Genomic DNA, 19,775 nt, shown 5'->3' with positions numbered 1-19,775 from the left:
CCGCCATTTATTGTTTTAATCTAATAAAACAAGCTAAATAGAAAGATTCCTTTACTGGTATTTACTTGTTATGAATATCTTTATTATTATTGTACTCAATAAAAGATAAAATTACCCACCGTATGTCATGGAGGGCCTTATATCAACCTGTTCTTGTACTCCTAATTGCAACTATATTTTTTTCCTGCAAAAGAAAAGATAAGCACAATACTGCAAATAGCGACATCTACATAAAAGAAGACGACCGGCCCCTGGATAAAAAAATTGCTGAAGCCCTTAGCTTGAAATTGCAGCATCCCAAGCCTGCTGAGAATATCAACCCCGGGCTTTTTAGCCTTTTAAGATATTATTATGCTCAAAACGGTAATTTGCCTGTGTGGAGCAAAGAAGGAACATGGAATAAGCAAAGTGATGAATTACTAAGGTATTTAGATACCTGTATTTACGAAGGCCTTTTTAAGAACGATTATCATTATTATGGCCTTTCTGAATTAAAAAATAAACTCTTCACCGATTCTTTAAAAAAAATGAAACCGACTGATTGGGCAAAAGCAGATATTGGCTTTTCTGCAGCATTCATGCAGGTTTTACAGGATCTTGCACAAGGCAGGTTATATGGCATTAAACAACTATGGTACTCCGATTCAAGTAAATACGAAAGCTTTTTTGTAAAGTATATCAATCAGTTTTTGAAAGCAGGAAATTTATTGGTTATTACCCAATCCATCCAACCCGCTCATTTGGGGTATATCAACTTAAAAATTGGGATAAAGAAATTTACCGATAGTATGGATAAAACTATGTATACTTATTTACGCTTCCCTTATAGTTCTAAAGATTCACTTTTTTTTGTTAAATCATTTAAAAAGCGCCTTGCGGAAAGTGGTATTATTTTCAACAACAATTTGCCGGATAGTACCGTTATGCAGGAAGCCATTAAAAAATACCAGGCAAAAAAACTGGTTAAGCAAGATGGTAAAATATCTACTGCACTGGTAAGAATGATGAATAATACCGATAAGGAAAAACTTATACGCATTGCCATCACCTTAGACAAATACAAGCAATTGCCAGAAAAATTTCCCGATAAATATATTTGGGTAAACCTGCCTTCATTTTATTTGCAGTTGATGAGCCACGATACAGTGTTGATGCAATCCAAAATAATTTGTGGTAAATCGGCAACGCCTACGCCGGAAATCACTTCTTTTGTTGACAACCTCGTAACTTTTCCTACCTGGACAGTTCCTTCAAGTATTATTGAAAAGGAAATCCTTCCCGGGTTAAAGAAAAATCCCGGATATTTGGCCCGTAAAGGGTTGGCCTTATATAAGCATGATGGAACGCCGGTAAACCCCTATGGTATCAATTGGGCAAAATATTCTAAAGGCATCCCGTTTAAAGTAATGCAAAGCAGCGGAGATGAAAATGCATTGGGCGTAATGAAATTTAATTTTAAAAATGCACACGATGTGTACCTGCATGATACCAACCAACGGTACTTATTTAAAAAAAATGTACGCAACCTCAGTCATGGTTGTGTAAGGGTACAGGATTGGGAGCAACTTGCCTTTTACATTGCCAGGAACGATAGTATTTTATACCAGCCCAAAGACACATTGCGCTATAATACCGATTCCATTACTACCTGGATACGCAATGAAGAAATGCATAAAATTGCCATAAAAAATAAATTTCCCATATTTATCCGTTATTTTAGCTGTGATTTTTCCGGTAATAATATCAAATTTTATGATGATATTTATGGAAACGATGTGAAGTTGAGAGAAAAGTATTTTGCTTTAAAATAATTTCCTCATCATATACTTTTTTATGAAGCAACTCCTTGCTCTGGTTTTTATTTTTTTCATTTTGCCTTTGAATTCTATTTCACAGGTAAAAACCGGTGCAGCCAATACTGATGTAAAGCCCTCTCAAAAACAACATACGGTTATATACGGGCAGGCAAGTTATTATGCCAGTAAATTTCATGGCCGAAAAACAGCCAACGGTGAAATATTTGATCATAAAAAAATGACGGCAGCCTGTAATACTTTGCCCCTGGGTACCTGGGTTTTAATTACGAATTTAAGAAATGGCAAAACTATTAAAGTAAAAATAAACGACAGGTTGCATCACAAAACCCGTAGGTTAGTAGATCTCACAAAAGCCGGGGCTCAAAAGCTGGGGTTTATAAAACAAGGTTTAACCAGGGTTAAGGTAGAAGTGGTACAATATCCGCCAAAAAGAAAATCCAGAAAGAAAGTTTAAAGTTTTATTTATTTTTAAGGTTATTATACTGTTTTTATTAATATTTTATCATTTGAATTGAACCGAGTATTTTTGTAAGGATTAACGAAATCATAATTTATGAAGAAATCTATTTTACTGCTTGTAAGCCTGGTTTGCATCACTACTGCATTTAGCCAGAATTATACAAAACCCAATGGTTTTGCAATTCATTTTATTTTAAATGATTTTCCTACCGCAAAAGAAATAAGGACCAATGGTATTGGCGAAACCATAAACCAAAAAATGTGGTATAAAACAAGAAGGATGAACGCCGGTATTGGCGTAAGTTACATCAAAGGGTTAAGTGAACATGTTGATTTTGCCGGTACACTTGCCGGAAGCTTCCTGAAATATCCCATACCGGACCGTGTAAGCAACTCTGCCGACCAAAAATTATTATTGGAAGGCGTTGTAACCCTTAACTTAAAATTACTGCCCGATAATTTCTTTGCTGTACCTTATTTTACGGCAGGTATTGGCGCTTCGCAATACGACGGGTTCTATTCCGCAATACTTCCAATAGGTGTTGGTTTACAATTTAAGCTAGGCCCGGATGTATTCTTTTTACTCAATTCGCAATACCGCATACCGGTAACCAGCAGTGCAGAATATCATTTATACCATAGCTTTGGAATGGCCAAAACATTTCCCAAAAAAATTGAAGCACCGGTAGCAGAAGTTGTTGTACCCGTGGTTTTGGATAAAGATGGCGATGGAGTGTTAGATGCAGACGACCGTTGCCCTGATGTTCCGGGTATTGCAGCGTTGCAAGGCTGCCCCGATAAGGATGGAGACGGAATAGCCGATGCAGAAGACAAATGCCCTGATGAAGCCGGAATAGCCAAATACCAGGGTTGCCCAATACCCGATACTGATGGAGATGGTATTAATGATGAAGAAGATAAATGCCCTTCGGTAAAAGGGGTTGCACGTTACCAGGGTTGCCCTGTGCCCGATACCGATGGAGATGGCATTAATGATGAAGAAGACAAATGCCCATCAAGGCCAGGCGTAGCAGAAAACGCAGGTTGCCCGGTAATTGCAAAAGAAGTAATAGAAAAAATAAACTTTGCGGCTAAAAATGTTTTCTTTAATTCAGGAAGCTTTAAGTTGATGCCTAAATCTTATAAATCATTGAACAATGTGGTGGCGATACTTAAAGCAGATGAAAGCCTGTTTCTTGATATAGATGGCCATACTGATGCATCAGGCGCTGATGATAAAAACCAGGTATTGTCAGAAAACAGGGCAAAAGCGGTTAAAGATTATCTTATTAGCAAAGGCATTGCAGAGAGCAGGCTTACCTTCACCGGCTATGGAGAAGCAAAACCTGTGGCCGATAATGCAACAGCAGCAGGACGTGCTAAAAACCGCAGAACAGAAATGACGGCCAGGAACTATTAACATTGATTTTCTAAAAATAGAATAATAATTGCCCGGCTTAGGCCGGGCTTTTTAGTTTATGCTGTTCATTAAGTATTCCAAAAACTTTTCTATATTTGCCACCCGATAATTTTGAATGGGGGATTAGCTCAGTTGGCTAGAGCGCTTGCATGGCATGCAAGAGGCCACCAGTTCGAATCTGGTATTCTCCACAAAGGCTGCAATTTGCAGCCTTTTTTGGTAATACACAGAATAATAATTGTTGATCTGCTGATTTAAATTGCTGTAATTGTTTAAGTCAACCGATATAAAAAACAAGCGCTCGTTTTGCTAAAACTTTAACCATTTTGAATTACATACGGTTTATCTGGTATTTTTTTGTTTAGGATTCCTTTTTTATTGCATTAATCTAAGTGCTGGTTGAATATTTTTTTGTTCAATACTTTATGCGTAGCGGCAAAAAAAACCTCCCAGTGGGAGGCTTTTATATTAATTAATTAGAAATTAATTGCTATGGGCAACTGAAGTAGCCGAAGTTTTTTTAACGGCTTTCTTCATTGAATGTTTGTCTGATGCTGCATCTTTTTTTACAGGAGCAGGAGTTGCATTTTGCAATTTTGGTGCAACTGTATTTGTAGCTGCAGGTGTGCCGGAGTTTGAACCATTTAATTTTGCATATTCTTCTTTGGTTAAAACATCGCCTTTAATAGTAATACTTTTCATATCATCTGCACCAGCAAATTTTACCGTAAGGCGTTTTTCAAAATGACCAACACCTACTGCATTATAGGTAGCTTTAATTTCACCGTTTTGTCCCGGGGCAATGGGAGATTTGGTATAATCACCAATGGTGCAACCACAGGTTGGGTTAGCTTGTTCAATAATTAAAGGCGTATTGCCAATATTGGCAACTGTAAAAATAGCAGTAGTAGGTGTACCTTGCTGTAATTTACCCATATCAATTGTTTCTGATTTGAATTTACCCAGTTCATCGGCCTTTTTTTGGGCATAAGAAAATGCTACAAAAGAAAATGCTGCAACAGTAAAAAGTAATTTTTTCATGTTCTTATTTTTATTTTTAATTTATTTGATATTAATTCAGGTCGTTAAGTGATTCATTGGCCGGTGCGCTGCTTGCGGGGGTTTTCCATACCTCACCTTTTATTTGAAAAGCGCTGTTTTGATTGACATTATAAGTAACCGTAATTGTTTTAGTAAAAGGGCCTTCTGCAGCAGCATTGTAACCAACGGTAATTATAGATTTTTCTCCGGGGGCAAGGGTTTTATCTTTGTCCCAAACCGGGGTGGTACAACCGCAACTTGCCTGTACATGATCTATTTTATAGGAAGCATTACTGCTGTTCACCACTTCAAAAATGTGGGTTACAGGCTTACCCTGTGGAATTTTTCCAAAATCAAATTCCCGCTCCTTAATCTGAATACCGTCAACTGTAGCTTTGGAGGTTTCCTGTGTGGCTCCATGGTTATGGCCACTATGGTCATCCTTTTGGGCAAAGGCAAAACTACCTGTGGCGCAAATAATAGCGATGAGTAAAATTTTTTTCATCTAAGTGTTTTAAGGAATCAAAGATAATAAATGCACTTAAAATTTACTAATTTGTAAGCCAGTTAGCAGATTTTTAACAAAAGCCGACAATTAAGTAAATTTGTACATAAATTCTTGAAAGCGTATGGGAAACAGTATAGAAAATGGCAACTCAATAATTGAAAAATTAAGTTTTGATAAATTTCGCAACGAAGTGCTGGATGATTATAGATTGGCTTGTATTAGCCGGGAAACCAGCCTGTTAGGCAGGAAAGAAGTATTAACTGGCAAGGCTAAATTTGGCATTTTTGGAGATGGAAAAGAAATTGCCCAGGTAGCTATGGCCAAGTTTTTTAAACCTGGAGATTTTCGTAGTGGTTACTACCGTGACCAAACTTTTATGTTTGCCAGTGGCCTTGCTACAGTGGAGCAGTTTTTTGCTCAATTGTATGCCGACCCTGATGTAAACAACGACACCTTTAGTGCTGGCAGGCAAATGAATGCCCATTTTGCAACAAAATTTGTTGATGAAAATGGCCAATGGCTGCCTCTTGCAAATTTAAAAAATGTATCATCTGATATTGCACCTACTGCTGGGCAAATGGCACGTGGCCTGGGTTTGGCTTTTGCTTCAAAAGCCTTTCGTAATATACCGGAACTTGAGCAATACGGCACTTTAAGCAATAATGGTAACGAAGTTTGCTTTTGTACCATTGGCGATGCTTCTACAAGTGAAGGGCATTTTTGGGAAACCATAAATGCTGCAGGTGTTCTTAAAATTCCCATTGCTGTATTTATATGGGATGATGGTTATGGGATTTCGGTTCCAAAAAAATTTCAAACAACAAAAAGTTCTATTTCTGATGCCCTTGCAGGTATGCAAAAAAATCCAGATACCAACGGCCTGGATATCTACAAGTTAAAAGGCTGGGACTATGCAGGCATGTGTGAGGTATTGGAAGCGGCAATTCAAAAAATAAGAGAAACACATACGCCTGCACTTTTTCATGTAGAAGAAATAACCCAACCGCAAGGCCACTCTACATCAGGCAGCCATGAACGTTATAAAACCACCGAAAGGCTGGCCTGGGAAAAAGAATGGGATTGTATAAAACAAATGAAAGATTGGTTGCTGGCCAACGCACTTTCATCGGAAGACGAATTAAAGCAAATTGAAGAAGTAGCAAAGCAACAGGTAAAAGATAGCAGGCATAGCGCCTGGGAAAAATATATTGCTCCCGTAAAACAAATGCTGGATGAAGCCGTTCAACAAATTCAATCTTCTTCAACTGGGATTGAACAAATCCAAAATATTATTTCTGAACTCAGGGCATTAAAAGAGCCATTAAGAAGAGATATCCTAAAAGCGCTGGCAACCTGCGTACATCTTCACGAAATAAATGGTACCATTCAACCACAGTTAATAAATTATTATCAAAACTTGTTGCATAAAACAGCAGGTATTTACGATAGCCATTTATACAACCAGGGCGAAAAATCGGCCTTAAAAGTGAAAGCTGTTTTGGCAGAATATGCTGAAGATGCACCGGTAATTAACGGCTTTGAAGTATTAAATAAATATTTTGATGCTTTGTTTGCCAGTAATAATAAGGTATTGGCTTTTGGTGAAGACCTCGGTATGATTGGCGACGTAAACCAGGGATTTAGCGGCTTGCAGGAAAAATATGGCAAGCGCCGCATTTTTGATACGGGCATCAGGGAGCTTACTATTATTGGCCAGGGCATTGGCCTTGCTTTAAGGGGTTTGAGGCCAATTGCCGAAATTCAATACCTGGATTATTTGCTTTACGGCCTGCAGCCTTTAAGTGACGATGTGGCCACAACCCATTTTAGAACAGCAGGGCAACAAAGTGTACCCTTAATTGTGCGAACCCGTGGCCACAGGCTGGAGGGAATTTGGCATAGCGGCAGCCCAATGGGTGTTGTAATAAACGCACTAAGAGGAATGTATGTGTGTGTGCCCAGAAACATGGTTCAGGCGGTAGGCATGTATAATACTTTATTACAAAGCAACGATCCCGGAATAATTGTAGAATGTTTAAACGGCTATCGCTTAAAAGAAAAACTGCCGGCTAATTTATTGAATTTTAAAGTGGCGCTTGGTGTACCTGAAATTTTAAGCCCCGGTGATGATATTACGATGGTAAGTTATGGCTCCACTTTGCGTATTGTTGAAGAAGCTGCAAATACGCTCCTTGAAGCAGGTATTAGTTGCGAACTAATAGACGTACAAACACTATTGCCTTTTGACATTAACCATAATATTGTTTCTTCGCTTAAAAAAACTAACCGTATTGTATTTATTGATGAAGATGTACCCGGAGGAGCTGCAGCATTTATGTTCAATAAAGTAATGGAAGAGCAGGGTGGATACAGGCATTTGGATGTAAGCCCACGCACCATTACGGCAAAAGCACACCGGCCCGGCTACGGAAGCGACGGAGATTATTTTGGCAAGCCAAACACGGAAGACATTGTACGTGTGGTAAAAGAAATGATGGCAGAATAATTTTAAATTAAGGCTATTGTATTTTTGCTCACTTTAATAAAAGTTTAAAAATACTTTACTAGCCTTTCTCAGCCATATCCGGTATTTTTTCTGCTTTATATGCACCGGCATCCAATTTTTTCTTTGTGGCTTCAAAAGCTTTTAAGGTAAGTTCAATATCTTCATCGCTATGCGCTGCAGTAGGTATAATGCGGTAAATTATATCTCCTTTTGGAATTACTGGATATACAACTATAGAACAAAATATATGATAGTTTTCCCTGAGGTCCATTACCATTTGTGTAGCCTCCGGCACATCACCTTTCATATAAATAGGTGTTACAGGGCTGTTGGTATTGCCAATATCAAAACCCCGTTCTTTAAGCCCGGCCTGGAGTTTAGTTACATTACTCCATAGTTTTTCCCTTAGCTCAGGCATAGTTTTTAACATTTCCATTCGCTTAAGCATTCCATCTACAATAATAAGGGGCAGGCTCTTTGCAAAAATTTGCGACCGTACATTATACCGCAAATACATCAAAATATTTTTTGGCCCGGCAATAAATGCGCCAATACTTCCCATGCTTTTTACAAAAGTGGAAAAATATAAATCCACTCCTTCCTGGCAACCTTGTGCTTCATCTGCACCTGCGCCTGTAGGCCCCATATAACCAAAGCCATGTGCATCATCTATTAATAACCTAAACGGGTAATTCTTTTTTAAAGCAACAATTTCTTTTAAAATTCCCTGCTCGCCATCCATGCCAAATACGCCTTCTGTTATCAGCAAAATTCCTCCACCGGTTTTTTCTGTCATTTTTACGGCACGTTGTAATTGCTTTTCGCAATCGGCAATATTGTTATGTTTAAAAGCATAAGTTTGGCCCATGTGAAGGCGAATGCCATCTACAAGGCAGGCATGGCTTTCGGCATCATATACAATTACATCACGCCTGTTGGAGAGGGCATCAATACAACTCATAATGCCCTGGTAACCGAAGTTTAGTAACATGGCATCTTCTCTTTTTACAAAACGGCTGATCACTTTTTCCAACCCTTCATGCAAAGCAGTATTGCCACTCATCATTCTTGCGCCCATTGGGTTGCCCATCCCATATTTTGCTGCAGCTTCCGTATCTGCTTTTCTCACTTCGGGGTGGTTTACCAGGCCTAAATAATTGTTCAGGCTCCATACAATCATTTCTTTTCCCCTAAAATTCATTCTTGGCCCCAATTCCCCTTCCAATTTGGGAAATGCAAAATATCCATGTGCCCTTTCCATGTGCTGACCAATTGGTCCGCTGTTCTGTATCAGTTTTTCAAATATATCTGCCATATTATATAATTATTAAAATATGTGAAGTAGAAAATTGTTGCAAAATTAGGGAATTGCTTCCAAGCGGTTTAGTGAATCCATTATTTTTCCATGCACATTCAATTAACTTTGCCATAAAACAGGAGTTTATATGGTTAAAAATATTTTACTATTTATTGTTTGCTTTAATTTTTTCTTTAAAAATGCAAACGCCCAAAATGCAGAAGATAACCCAAAATTAGTTGTAGGTATTGTAATAGACCAAATGCGATGGGATTACCTTTACCGGTTTGGTAATAACTACAGCAATGATGGGTTTAAAAGAATGCTTAATAATGGCTATAGTTTTGAAAATACCTATATACCTTATTTGCCCACTTATACAGCAGTGGGGCATACCAGCGTATATACAGGAAGCGTGCCTGCCATTCATGGAATTGCTGGTAATAACTGGTATGAGCGCAGTATAAGTAAAAAAGTTTATTGCACCGATGATTCAACTGTAACCACTGTAGGCTCCAATACCAGCCAGGGAAAAATGAGCCCGGTAAATATGTGGGTAACCACAGTTTCCGATGAACTAAGGCTTAGTACCAATTTTAAAAGTAAAGTAATTGGGGTGTCCATTAAAGACAGAGGAAGTATATTGCCCGCAGGCCATAGCGCCAATGCCGCTTATTGGTACGATGATAAAGAAGGCAAATGGATTTCGAGCAGTTATTACATGAACGAACTGCCGGCATGGGTTAAAAAAATAAATAATGCCGATGAAGTTGCTCAATATATGAGCAAAGACTGGAACCTCCTGCTCGATAAACAAAAGTATTTGCAAAGCGATAACGATGCCAACGATTTTGAAGGCACTTATCACGGGCAAAAAAATAATAGTTTTCCGTATGATTTAAATGCAATAGAAAAAAAAGAAAAATATGCTGCATTTAAAACCACACCATTTGCGGCTACCTATACCTTTAATTTTGCCGAAGCCGCTATTGAAAATGAAAAACTCGGGCAAAACACAGTACCCGATTTTTTAGCGGTAAGCATTTCTTCCACCGATTATATTGGCCATAGAAACGGCCCCAATTCATTGGAAATTGAGGATGCCTATTTGCGACTCGACAGGGATATTGCCCATTTTTTACAATTTCTGGATGCTAAAATTGGAAAAGAAAAATACCTGATCTTTCTCACTGCCGACCATGCCGTAAACCACATACCAGCTTATTTAAATGCACACAAACTGCCCGGTGCAGTATTTGATAATAAAAGCTTTGTAAATCAAATAAATGATGCAGTTGAAGCTGCGTTTGGCATTAAAAAAATTATCCTCAACTCCGATAATTACCAGCTTTATCTCGATAGGAAAGCAATAAGCCATTCAGGTAAAGATGCCAATTTGGTAAAAGAAAAAATAATGGAAGAAGTAAGGAAATTTCCATTTGTTACAGATGTTTTTGAAACCCAAAAAATTTTGGTAACTACAATACCTGAACCACTGCATACAAGGTTAATAAACGGGTATAATGCTTTAAGAAGCGGCGATATTCACTATATAATAAAGCCAGGTTATTTTTCCGGCAGCTCAAAAGGTACAACTCATGGTATGTGGAACCCTTATGATTCGCATATTCCCTTAATTTGGTATGGCTGGCACATAAAGCCCGGCGCCACACATAAAGAAGTATATATGACCGATATTGCGCCAACGGTGGCCGCTTTGCTCAAAATTCAAATGCCCAGCGGATGCGTAGGAAAAGTATTGCAAGAAATAGTAAATTAAACTTACTGTTTCAATTAACTTCGATACATGATTGATGAAATAAAATTGCTGGCAAAAGAGTTTAAAAATGACCTGGTAAAATTCAGGAGGTATTTGCATGAAAATCCTGAGCTAAGTTTCAGGGAATTTGAAACATCAAAATATATTCAACAGCAATTAAAAGATATTGGTATAGAATATACCGTAATGGCTACCACAGGAGTTGTGGCAATTATAAAAGGTAAAAACCCGGCTTCAAGGGTAATTGCTTTAAGGGCAGATATGGATGCATTACCCATTACGGAGCAAAATGAAGTTGATTATAAATCAAAAAACATTGGGGTTATGCATGCCTGCGGCCACGATGTGCACAGCGCCTGCCTGCTTGGCGCAGCAAAAATTTTGCAGCATACAAAAGATAAATGGGACGGAACGGTTAAGTGTATTTTTCAACCCGGCGAAGAAAAAAACCCGGGTGGTGCTAGCATAATGATAAAGGAAGGTGTTTTGGAAAATCCTGCCCCGCAAAAAATTTTCGCAATGCATGTTCATACCGTTATTGAAGCAGGGGAGTTTAGCTTTAGGGGCGGGATAGTAATGGCCAGTGCCGATGAAATTTACATTACGCTAAAAGGAAGGGGTGGCCATGCTGCTTCACCACAGCTCACCGCCGATCCTATTTTCATAGCTGCGCATATTGTTACCGGTTTACAGCAAATCATCAGCCGCAATAACAATCCCTTTAATCCATCGGTGTTATCTATTACCTCATTCCAGGGTGGCACAACAACCAATGTAATACCATCCGAAGTTAAATTGATGGGCACTTTCAGGGCTATGAATGAAGAATGGAGATTTGCGGCACATAATATCATAAAAAAGTATGTGGTTGAAACCGCAGCATCTATGGGTGCTGTGGCAGATATTACTATTGATGTGGGTTATCCTGCCGTATTTAATGATGAAATGCTGAGCCAAAAAGCAAGGGAACAAGCTGAATTATTTGCCGGCAAAGAAAAAGTATTTGAAACCGAGTTGAGAATGGGCGCTGAAGATTTTGCTTTTTACGCTCAAAAAATACCGGCTTGTTTTTTCAGGCTAGGTACTGCCAACAAATCAAAAGGAATTACCAGCGGTGTGCACACCCCAACGTTTAATGTAGATGAAGCTGCTATTGAACACGGTATTGGAATGATGGCCTGGCTTGCAGTGAGTTGTTAGCTTTAGGTTTTATAAAAATCATGGCTTCCACACCTTACCATAAATTGTTTTTTTTACTTCACAGTCGGTTTTACTGGTATTAAATGGCAAAGCTATATTACTGTAGTTAGTATAATCGGGTATTATACTTAGCATTTGCTTTAACGAAATAAAGATTGTTGTATCGCAAACTTGTATTATCCTAAGGCTGTCCCCTTTTTTTGTTTTAATTATGGTTATTGATGCAGTGGAAATATTGCCGCAGGCAAATGGCGCTTTTTCAAAATAGATTACCGAACCTGTAATAGTGTCTTTTACAAAAGTATAATCCCATTTTTCTTTACAATGTTCATAAGTAGGTATAATAATATTCTGCGGATCTTTTTTTTGGGCAAATGATTGCAGGCCGAAGATGAGGAAAATTAAAATGAGAAATTGCATCCGCATACGAAAAGAACGGGCAAAAAATAAAAATATTGCAGGGGAAATACTTAAGGTTTCAGCAATTTCAAATCGGGCTGTGCATATTTGTACACTTTAAAATAAATGGTGGTTTTGGTTTGGTTTACCCCTTCTACTTTGCTTATATCATCTACAAAGTTTACCAGGTGGTTGTTGTCCCGGCACATCACATCCACTTCAAGGTCGTAATCGCCACTGGTCATTGCTAAAAAGCTCACCTCAGGGAGTTTGGCAATTTTTTGGGCAACTTTTTCTTTAAGCGTGGCGGGCCGCACAAAAACGGCAATATGGGCATAACACATAAATCCCACTTTATCCGGGTTAACCCTGCCAATAATATTCACCGTTTCATCTGCAATTAATTTATTTAACCTTGTTCTAATGGTGCCAACGGAAACACTAAGGTTATCTGCCATATCGGTAAATGACATTCTCCCGTCTTTCTGAAGTTCTGAAAGAATTTTAAAATCCAACTCATCCAGGCTGTTCTCGTCATTTTTGCTCATGATGTGGTAATTGTCAGGGAAAATAAGCATAATCTTTTATTTTATTGCAAAAAATGCAGTATTTTTAATTTTAGTTTATATATTCTTTAAATTATTTATTATTATTTTATTTTTTTGCAAAATCAATAGCTATTGTTCTTTATTTATGTAATCAAACACATTTCATTTTTGATAAATTGCAGGTAGAAATAAACAAATTTTCATTTAATGAGGCATAAAATTTCATAAGCGCCAGTACTGTAAGGCAAAAACTTATTTGCCAACCGGCAATGAGAAATTTTTTTACGAAATTTATGTAACAAAAAAAATAAAAGGTTACTAGTACAATGCTCTATTTACAAGCATCATAGGATTTTAAATTTTGACAAAACAAGCGACTATTTAAAAAAATAATAACAACAAATGAAATATCCCCCATTAAAAAATTACATTAACGGAAAACCTACAGCAGCTTCTACTGCAAAAGCATTAGAGGTTATTTCGCCAATAGATGGCACCCTGCTTTCAACCGTACCCATGAGTACGGCAAAAGATTTAAACGATGCCGTAATGGTGGCACAAAAAGCTTTTGTAAGCTGGAGCAGAAAGCCCATAAAAGAAAGGGTGCAGGTTTTTTTTAAATTTAAAACTTTACTGGAAAGGGATTTAAATATACTAGCCGCATTGGTGCAGGAAGAAAATGGTAAAACCCTCGGCGAAGCGGTTGCCGAAGTAGAAAAATGTATAGAGCTTACCGAGTTTGCCACTTCATTGCCGCAGCTCATCTCCGGAGAAGTATTGGAAGTAAGCAAAGGTGTAGAATGCCGTACAGAGCATGTTCCATTAGGTATTGTTGCCTCAATTGTTCCTTTTAATTTTCCGGCAATGGTGCCCAACTGGACCATTCCCAACGCCATAGCACTGGGCAATTGCATGATTATGAAACCTTCGGAAAAAGTACCGATGAGTTGTATGAAAATAGCAGAACTGTTGCAGGAAGCTGGCTTGCCCGATGGCGTATTTAATATTGTAAATGGCGATGTGGAAATTGTAAATGCCATTTGCGATCACCCGGCAATAGAAGCGGTATCTTTTGTAGGTTCTACCAAAGTAGCTAAAATTGTGTACCAAAGGGCAACGCATAATTATAAAAGAGCGTTGGCATTAGGTGGAGCCAAAAATCACTTAATGGTTTTGCCCGATGCAAAAGAAGATATGACCGCTGCCAATGTGGTGGCCAGCATGAGCGGATGTGCAGGGCAGCGTTGCATGGCAGCAAGCGCAATGGTAGGCGTAGGAAAAATAGACCACATTATTGAAAAAATTGTTGCCGAAGCTAAAAAAGTTGTTCCCGGTCAAAACCTTGGCGCAGTAATTAATAAAGAAAGTAAAGAGAGAATAGAAAGGTATATTGACCAAGCAGAAAAAGACGGGGCAAAAATTTTGGTAGATGGCCGTGGCGCAATTGTTAAGGGCAAAGAAAACGGCACTTATGTGGGCCCCACCGTAATTGATTATGTAAAGCCCGAAATGAGTGTGGCCAAAGAAGAAATATTTGGCCCGGTAATTTCCATTATGCGTACCAACACTATTGATGAAGCACTGGAAATTGAAAATGCAAACCCTTACGGAAATGCAGCAAGCGTGTTTACGCAAAATGGCGGGCTTGCCCGCTACATCATAGATCATGCAAGCGCAGGTATGATTGGCGTAAACGTGGGCGTGCCCGTACCCAGGGAGCCTTTTAGCTTTGGCGGATGGAACGAAAGCAAGTTTGGCGTTGGCGATATTACCGGCAAAAGCTCTGTTGAATTTTGGACAAAACTAAAAAAGAGCACCACAAAGTGGAATCCGGAGGCAGGCGTAAACTGGATGAGTTAAAAATAAAAATTGAAAGCCGAAATTTTTTTTGTTACAAGCGGTGGTACTGCTATTAAGTATTGTTGTGTCACTCACTTGTACTTTTTGTACTTTGTTCATCAGGTAAAATTAAACAGGCAAAAGTCACAAATAAAATTTGGCCAGGGTTACTGCTCAATAACATTTTACCGTATGAAGCAATCATCAATAAGAATTATCTCATCAGGGAGCAAAAGTTTTGAAATGATCAATAAAGATTTTTTGGTAAAAGGGTGCGACGCAAGGCCGATGCCATAAAAAATAAGAGCCGGTAACAAAAAATATAAAATTATGAGTACAAAAACAATTTCCGAAGCAACAGACATTATAAACGATGCCCAGGAGTTTACATTATTTAGCTGGAGCAGGCAAAAAGGTACCAATCCCATTGCAGTGAAACATGCCGAAGGCGTTTACCTTTATGATTATGACGGCAACCGCATCCTCGATTTTTCCAGCGGGCTTATCAATCTTAATATTGGCCACGGAAACCAGCGCATTACAGAAGCCGTTGTAAAACAAATGCAGCAGGTGGCTTATGTATCGCCAAGCTGCGTTACCAAAGTAAGGGCCGATTTAGGAAAAAAGCTGGCCGAAATTTGCCCAGGCGATTTAAATAAATCATTTTTTACGCTTTGTGGCGCTACAGCAAATGAAAATGCCATAAAGCTGGCAAGGCTTTATACCGGAAGGCATAAAATCATCACCCGTTATCAATCCTATCATGGCGCAACTATGGGTGCTATTTCTGCAGGTGGCGACCCAAGGCGCATTCCCGTAGATGTAAACCAGGCGCCTAACTTTGTGCATTTTGATTTACCGTATTTGTATCGCTGGGAGTATGGGGAAGAAAATTTGCTGAAAGAATCTGTAGCACAACTGGAACGTATTATTGCTTACGAAGGCCCCAATACCATTGCAGCCATTTTGCTCGAAGGAGAATCTGGCACTTCCGGATGCTTAAAATATCCCGATGGTTTTTTAAAAGCAGTAAGAGAAATTACAAGGCAACATGGTATATTACTTATTATGGACGAAGTAATGAGTGGCTTTGGCCGCACCGGAAAATGGTTTGGTTTTCAAAACCACGGTATTGTTCCCGATATGATTGCTATGGCAAAAGGATTAACCTGCGGTTATTTGCCTTTTGGCTGTTTACAGGTAAGCGAAAAAATTGCAGAAAAATATAACGATGCTGTTTTGCCTTTGGGCTTAACTTATTCGGCACACCCGGTTTGCTGTGCGGCGGCTTTGGAAACAATTAAAGTATATGAAGAAGAAAACTTAATTGAAAGGGCTGCGGAAATGGGAAAATATCTGGAACAAAAAGTGGATGAGCTTAAAATGAAGCATCCTTCCATTGGCGATTTTAGGAATACCGGTTTATTGGGATGTATTGAGTTGGTGAAAAACAAGAAAACAAAAGAACCCATAGCGCCATTTAATGCCAATGCCAATGAAATGACAGTAATGAACAAAGTAGCGGCAAAAATTAAAGAACTGGGCATGTACACATTTGTAAGGTGGAATTTTATTTTTGTTGCCCCTCCTTTAATTGTTACAAAAAGCCAAATAGATGAAGGCCTTGCAATAATTAGCGAAGCGATACAAATTGCTGATGAAAATGTTGTTTAATTGTTTTGAATAGTACATTTTAAATTTTGAGCAAATTTTTTTATTTAAAATAATTTCATGACGGAGCACCAAGACTTCACTAACTCTTCTCTCATAAACGAAGACCTTGCACCGGTTGCTGCCAGCAATCGCAAGTGGGGAACATGGAACTATGCTGCCTTATGGATTAGCATGAGTTTATGCATCCCTACTTATATGCTGGCAAGTTCTTTAATAGATGGTGGAATGAATTGGTGGCAGGCGGTACTTACCATTTTTTTGGGCAATTGCATTGTATTAATTCCAATGATACTCAATGGCCATGCAGGCGCAAAATATGGAATTCCTTTTCCGGTTTTTGTGAGGGCAAGTTTTGGAACAAAGGGCGCAAATATACCGGCAATGCTCAGGGCAATTGTTGCCTGTGGATGGTTTGGCATACAAACCTGGATTGGTGGCGCTTCTTTATACAATATTTTCCGGGTATGGTTCCCTTCACTTGCAGGGATAGATAATACAACATTAATTCCGCAGGCTTTCCCCATGGTTTGTTTTTTTGTTTTTTGGGTGTTAAATATGTACATCATTTATCTTGGTGTGGACAGCATTAAAAAACTTTTGGTTTTTAAAGCCATATTTTTACCTGCTGCTGCTTTGGCATTATTAATTTGGGCAATTGTTGCCGCAAAAGGCCTTGGCCCCATTTTAAGCCAACCAAGTAAATTTTCAAACAACCAGGAGTTTTTTACATTTTTTTTTCCGGCCTTAACCGGTATGGTGGGTTTTTGGGCAACACTTTCTTTAAATATCCCCGATTTTACAAGATATGCCAGGTCGCAAAAAGCACAGGTAAACGGCCAAATAATCGGCCTGCCACCATCAATGACATTTTTTGCTTTTGTAGGAGTAATTGTTACTTCGGCCACTGCAATTATTTATGGAAATACCGAATGGGATATTGTAAAGCTTGCCGGAAAATTCGATAATAAAATTATGGCTACTGCTGCCATGATTGGTATTATTATTTCTACACTTGCAACCAATATTGCCGCAAATATTGTAAGCCCTGCCAACGATTTTTCTAACCTGTCGCCTAAAAAAATTAATTTCAGAACAGGTGGGTACATCACTGGTATTATTGGTGTGCTTATTTTTCCCTGGAAATTAATTGCTGACCCCAATGGATATATTTTTACCTGGCTTATTGCTTACTCAAGCTTGCTTGGGCCCGTGGGCGGAATAATGATTGTGGATTATTTTTTTATAAGAAAAAAAGAGCTGCAATTGGATGAATTGTATAAAACATCCGGTGCTTATTCTTATAGCAAGGGTTTTAACCAAAAAGCCATTGTAGCGTTGGTATTAGGGATACTGCCCAACTTGCCGGGGTTTTTACTGCAAATAAAATTAATTGGGGCAAATGTTTTTCCGGGTTGGATAAGCCAGCTATATAACTATGCATGGTTTGTAGGTTTTGTAGTAAGCGCACTGCTGTATTATATTTTAATGAAACAAAAGAAATAGCTATTTTAATCTTTGAATTTTTCGTGTTGCATTATGCCACTCATTTAAAATTCAAAATTCATTATTTAAACTAATAAGATGAGTGTTTTAATTAAAAACGGCCGTATAATAACTGCAGATGCAGATTACAAAGCCGACATCTTTATTGAAGGAGAAACCATTGCAACCATTGGTAAAAATTTAAACATAAGAGCAGATAAGATTATTGATGCAAGCGGTAAGCTGGTAATGCCCGGCGGCATAGACCCTCACGTGCACCTTGACATGCCATTTATGGGTACCTACAGCAGTGATAACTATGAAACAGGAACCCGTGCAGCTTTGTTTGGCGGTACCACAATGGTAATAGATTTTATTTTACAAAAGCAAGGCAACTCATTAAAAGCAGCTTTGGATGAATGGCGGGGAAGGAGCAATGGCAATTGTGTTGGCGATTATAGTTTTCATATGGCCGTAACCGATTTTAATGATGATACAAAAAAAGAGATCAGACATTTTATAGAAATTGAAGGTATTACTTCATTTAAAACCTTTATGGCCTATAAAGGCGCTTTAATGATTGACGACAGGCAAATGATAGGATTAATGGAAGAAGTAAAAAAATGCGGTGGCCTCATTAATGTACACGCCACAAATGGCGATATGATTGATTACCTTGTTCAAAAACACCGAAGCGAAGGCAAACTTTCTCCATTGTATCATTATTTGTCGCAACCCGAAGTTACCGAAGCAGAAGCGGCGGAACGATTTGCCGATATGGCCAATTATACAGGATGCCCGGGTTATATTGTTCACCTAACGTGTGAGGGTGCATTAAATGCCGTTCGTAATGCCACCAAAAGAAACCAAAATTTATTTGTAGAAACCTGCATCCAATATTTAATTATTGATGCATCGCTTTATAAAAAGGAAGATGGTGCCAAATGGGTAATGAGCCCTCCGCTAAGGGAAAAGAAAGACCAGGCAACATTGTGGGCAGGCATTAACCAGGGTTTGGTGCAGGTAGTGGCAACAGATCACTGCCCATTTATGTGGGAGCAAAAGCTGATGGGTAAAGATGACTTTAGCAAAATTCCCAACGGCCACCCAGCCATTGAAAACAGGATGGAACTATTATTTAGTGAAGGCGTAAGTAAAGGAAAAATTACCTTAAACAAATTTGTAGAAATATCCTCCACCAATGCAGCAAAAATATTTGGTATGTTTCCACAAAAAGGAACCATTGCCATAGGCTGCGATGCGGATATTATACTCCTCGACCCAGTTGAAAAACATAAACTCTCGGCCAAAACGCATCACATGAATGTTGATTATAGCGGTTACGAAGGCTGGGACTGTACCGGTAAAATAAAAACGGTTTTGTTAAGGGGTGAAGTTGTTATTGATGATAATAAATGCTTAGTTCAAAAAGGTTTTGGTAAATTTATAAAAAGAAGTAAAGTAGCGCAGGTAATTTAAAATTATGAATTAAGGGTTATAAATAGTAGTAAAGTAAAATTGCAATGTGTTATTTGTATAAAATCTTATTCATTTGCTATGGAAGCAATAAAAGGGTATAAATTTTTAGTTAACGAAAAGAAGGCGTTTGTACTGTCAAAGGGGTTATTGCGTGCGGGTACTCCATTTGGGGCAAATATAAGCGAAGCAGTATCAGGACAATCAAAAAGAGATTTTGTTAATAACTTAAGCATTACTATAAAAAACGCCCGGAAAACACTTTATTAGTTGAAAATTTTAAAAAATTCAGTAAATGTGGAAAAAAATTATTTTCATAACAAAGGCGA

At 38.4% G+C, this 19,775-nt stretch carries 16 protein-coding genes and 1 tRNA gene; 12 read left to right on the top strand and 5 right to left on the bottom strand.

All coding sequences use genetic code 11. The features are described 5' to 3' along the window. The first annotated feature begins 122 nt into the window (after positions 1 to 122). The 4 genes from IPO46_04055 to IPO46_04040 all read left to right on the top strand — a co-directional run bounded on the left by IPO46_04055 (position 123) and on the right by IPO46_04040 (position 3,887). On the top strand, positions 123 to 1,811 hold the full coding sequence (locus tag IPO46_04055) for a L,D-transpeptidase family protein (protein ID QQS63771.1): 1,689 nt from the start codon (positions 123 to 125) through the stop codon (positions 1,809 to 1,811). 22 nt (positions 1,812 to 1,833) lie between these two features. Then, positions 1,834 to 2,271 carry a septal ring lytic transglycosylase RlpA family protein gene (locus tag IPO46_04050; GenBank protein ID QQS63770.1) on the top strand — a complete coding sequence of 146 codons (438 nt, stop codon included), beginning with the start codon at positions 1,834 to 1,836 and terminating at the stop codon, positions 2,269 to 2,271. 99 nt (positions 2,272 to 2,370) lie between these two features. Further along, entirely contained in the window at positions 2,371 to 3,696 is a 1,326-nt protein-coding gene (locus tag IPO46_04045; protein ID QQS63769.1) for an OmpA family protein, read from the top strand. Between the two features lie 117 nt (positions 3,697 to 3,813). Further along, positions 3,814 to 3,887: transfer RNA gene (locus IPO46_04040), tRNA-Ala, on the top strand. Positions 3,888 to 4,179: 292 nt separating this feature from the next. Here IPO46_04040 and IPO46_04035 read toward each other — a convergent pair. Together IPO46_04035 and IPO46_04030 are read right to left on the bottom strand one after the other, a co-directional pair. Then, positions 4,180 to 4,737, bottom strand: a complete 558-nt coding sequence (locus tag IPO46_04035) for a DUF1573 domain-containing protein (GenBank protein ID QQS63768.1) — start codon at positions 4,735 to 4,737, stop codon at positions 4,180 to 4,182. A 31-nt stretch (positions 4,738 to 4,768) separates the two neighbouring features. After that, on the bottom strand, positions 4,769 to 5,242 hold the full coding sequence (locus tag IPO46_04030; GenBank protein ID QQS63767.1) for a DUF1573 domain-containing protein: 474 nt from the start codon (positions 5,240 to 5,242) through the stop codon (positions 4,769 to 4,771). Between the two features lie 124 nt (positions 5,243 to 5,366). Between IPO46_04030 and IPO46_04025 the strand changes: the two genes are divergently transcribed. Further along, positions 5,367 to 7,751 carry a transketolase gene (locus tag IPO46_04025; protein ID QQS63766.1) on the top strand — a complete coding sequence of 795 codons (2,385 nt, stop codon included), beginning with the start codon at positions 5,367 to 5,369 and terminating at the stop codon, positions 7,749 to 7,751. A 58-nt stretch (positions 7,752 to 7,809) separates the two neighbouring features. Here IPO46_04025 and IPO46_04020 read toward each other — a convergent pair whose 3' ends face one another. Beyond that, positions 7,810 to 9,066: a pyridoxal phosphate-dependent aminotransferase family protein gene (locus IPO46_04020; GenBank protein ID QQS63765.1), complete on the bottom strand. Its 1,257-nt coding sequence runs from the start codon at positions 9,064 to 9,066 to the stop codon at positions 7,810 to 7,812. 130 nt (positions 9,067 to 9,196) lie between these two features. Here IPO46_04020 and IPO46_04015 point away from each other — a divergent pair, with 130 nt between their 5' ends. Further along, on the top strand, positions 9,197 to 10,828 hold the full coding sequence (locus tag IPO46_04015; protein QQS63764.1) for an alkaline phosphatase family protein: 1,632 nt from the start codon (positions 9,197 to 9,199) through the stop codon (positions 10,826 to 10,828). A 27-nt stretch (positions 10,829 to 10,855) separates the two neighbouring features. After that, entirely contained in the window at positions 10,856 to 12,028 is a 1,173-nt protein-coding gene (locus IPO46_04010; GenBank protein ID QQS63763.1) for an amidohydrolase, read from the top strand. A gap of 18 nt (positions 12,029 to 12,046) precedes the next feature. Here IPO46_04010 and IPO46_04005 read toward each other — a convergent pair whose 3' ends face one another. Together IPO46_04005 and IPO46_04000 are read right to left on the bottom strand one after the other, a co-directional pair. Then, entirely contained in the window at positions 12,047 to 12,448 is a 402-nt protein-coding gene (locus IPO46_04005) for a hypothetical protein (GenBank protein ID QQS63762.1), read from the bottom strand. A gap of 50 nt (positions 12,449 to 12,498) precedes the next feature. Next, a complete protein-coding gene (locus tag IPO46_04000) occupies positions 12,499 to 12,975 on the bottom strand; it encodes an Lrp/AsnC family transcriptional regulator (protein ID QQS64316.1) in 477 nt (158 codons plus the stop codon). Between the two features lie 402 nt (positions 12,976 to 13,377). On the opposite strand from IPO46_04000, the gene IPO46_03995 reads away from it, so the two are divergent. The 5 genes from IPO46_03995 to IPO46_03975 all read left to right on the top strand — a co-directional run bounded on the left by IPO46_03995 (position 13,378) and on the right by IPO46_03975 (position 19,716). Further along, positions 13,378 to 14,835, top strand: coding sequence for a CoA-acylating methylmalonate-semialdehyde dehydrogenase (locus tag IPO46_03995; GenBank protein ID QQS63761.1), 1,458 nt, complete (start codon positions 13,378 to 13,380; stop codon positions 14,833 to 14,835). A 309-nt stretch (positions 14,836 to 15,144) separates the two neighbouring features. After that, the gene (locus tag IPO46_03990) at positions 15,145 to 16,488 is read left to right on the top strand and encodes an aminotransferase class III-fold pyridoxal phosphate-dependent enzyme (protein ID QQS63760.1); all 1,344 of its coding nucleotides are present in this window, start codon (positions 15,145 to 15,147) and stop codon (positions 16,486 to 16,488) included. Between the two features lie 57 nt (positions 16,489 to 16,545). Continuing rightward, positions 16,546 to 17,991, top strand: a complete 1,446-nt coding sequence (locus IPO46_03985; GenBank protein ID QQS63759.1) for an NCS1 family nucleobase:cation symporter-1 — start codon at positions 16,546 to 16,548, stop codon at positions 17,989 to 17,991. A 78-nt stretch (positions 17,992 to 18,069) separates the two neighbouring features. Further along, a complete protein-coding gene (hydA, locus tag IPO46_03980) occupies positions 18,070 to 19,449 on the top strand; it encodes a dihydropyrimidinase (protein QQS63758.1) in 1,380 nt (459 codons plus the stop codon). A 78-nt stretch (positions 19,450 to 19,527) separates the two neighbouring features. Next, positions 19,528 to 19,716 carry a four helix bundle protein gene (locus IPO46_03975; GenBank protein QQS63757.1) on the top strand — a complete coding sequence of 63 codons (189 nt, stop codon included), beginning with the start codon at positions 19,528 to 19,530 and terminating at the stop codon, positions 19,714 to 19,716. The last annotated feature ends 59 nt before the right edge of the window (positions 19,717 to 19,775 follow it).

The sequence above is a fragment of the Chitinophagaceae bacterium genome (genome assembly GCA_016699815.1).
In the GTDB taxonomy this organism is placed as follows: Bacteria; Bacteroidota; Bacteroidia; order Chitinophagales; family Chitinophagaceae; genus Ferruginibacter.
Note: the sequence above shows the minus strand (reverse complement) of the source record. Positions and strands in the feature narration are given on the sequence as shown.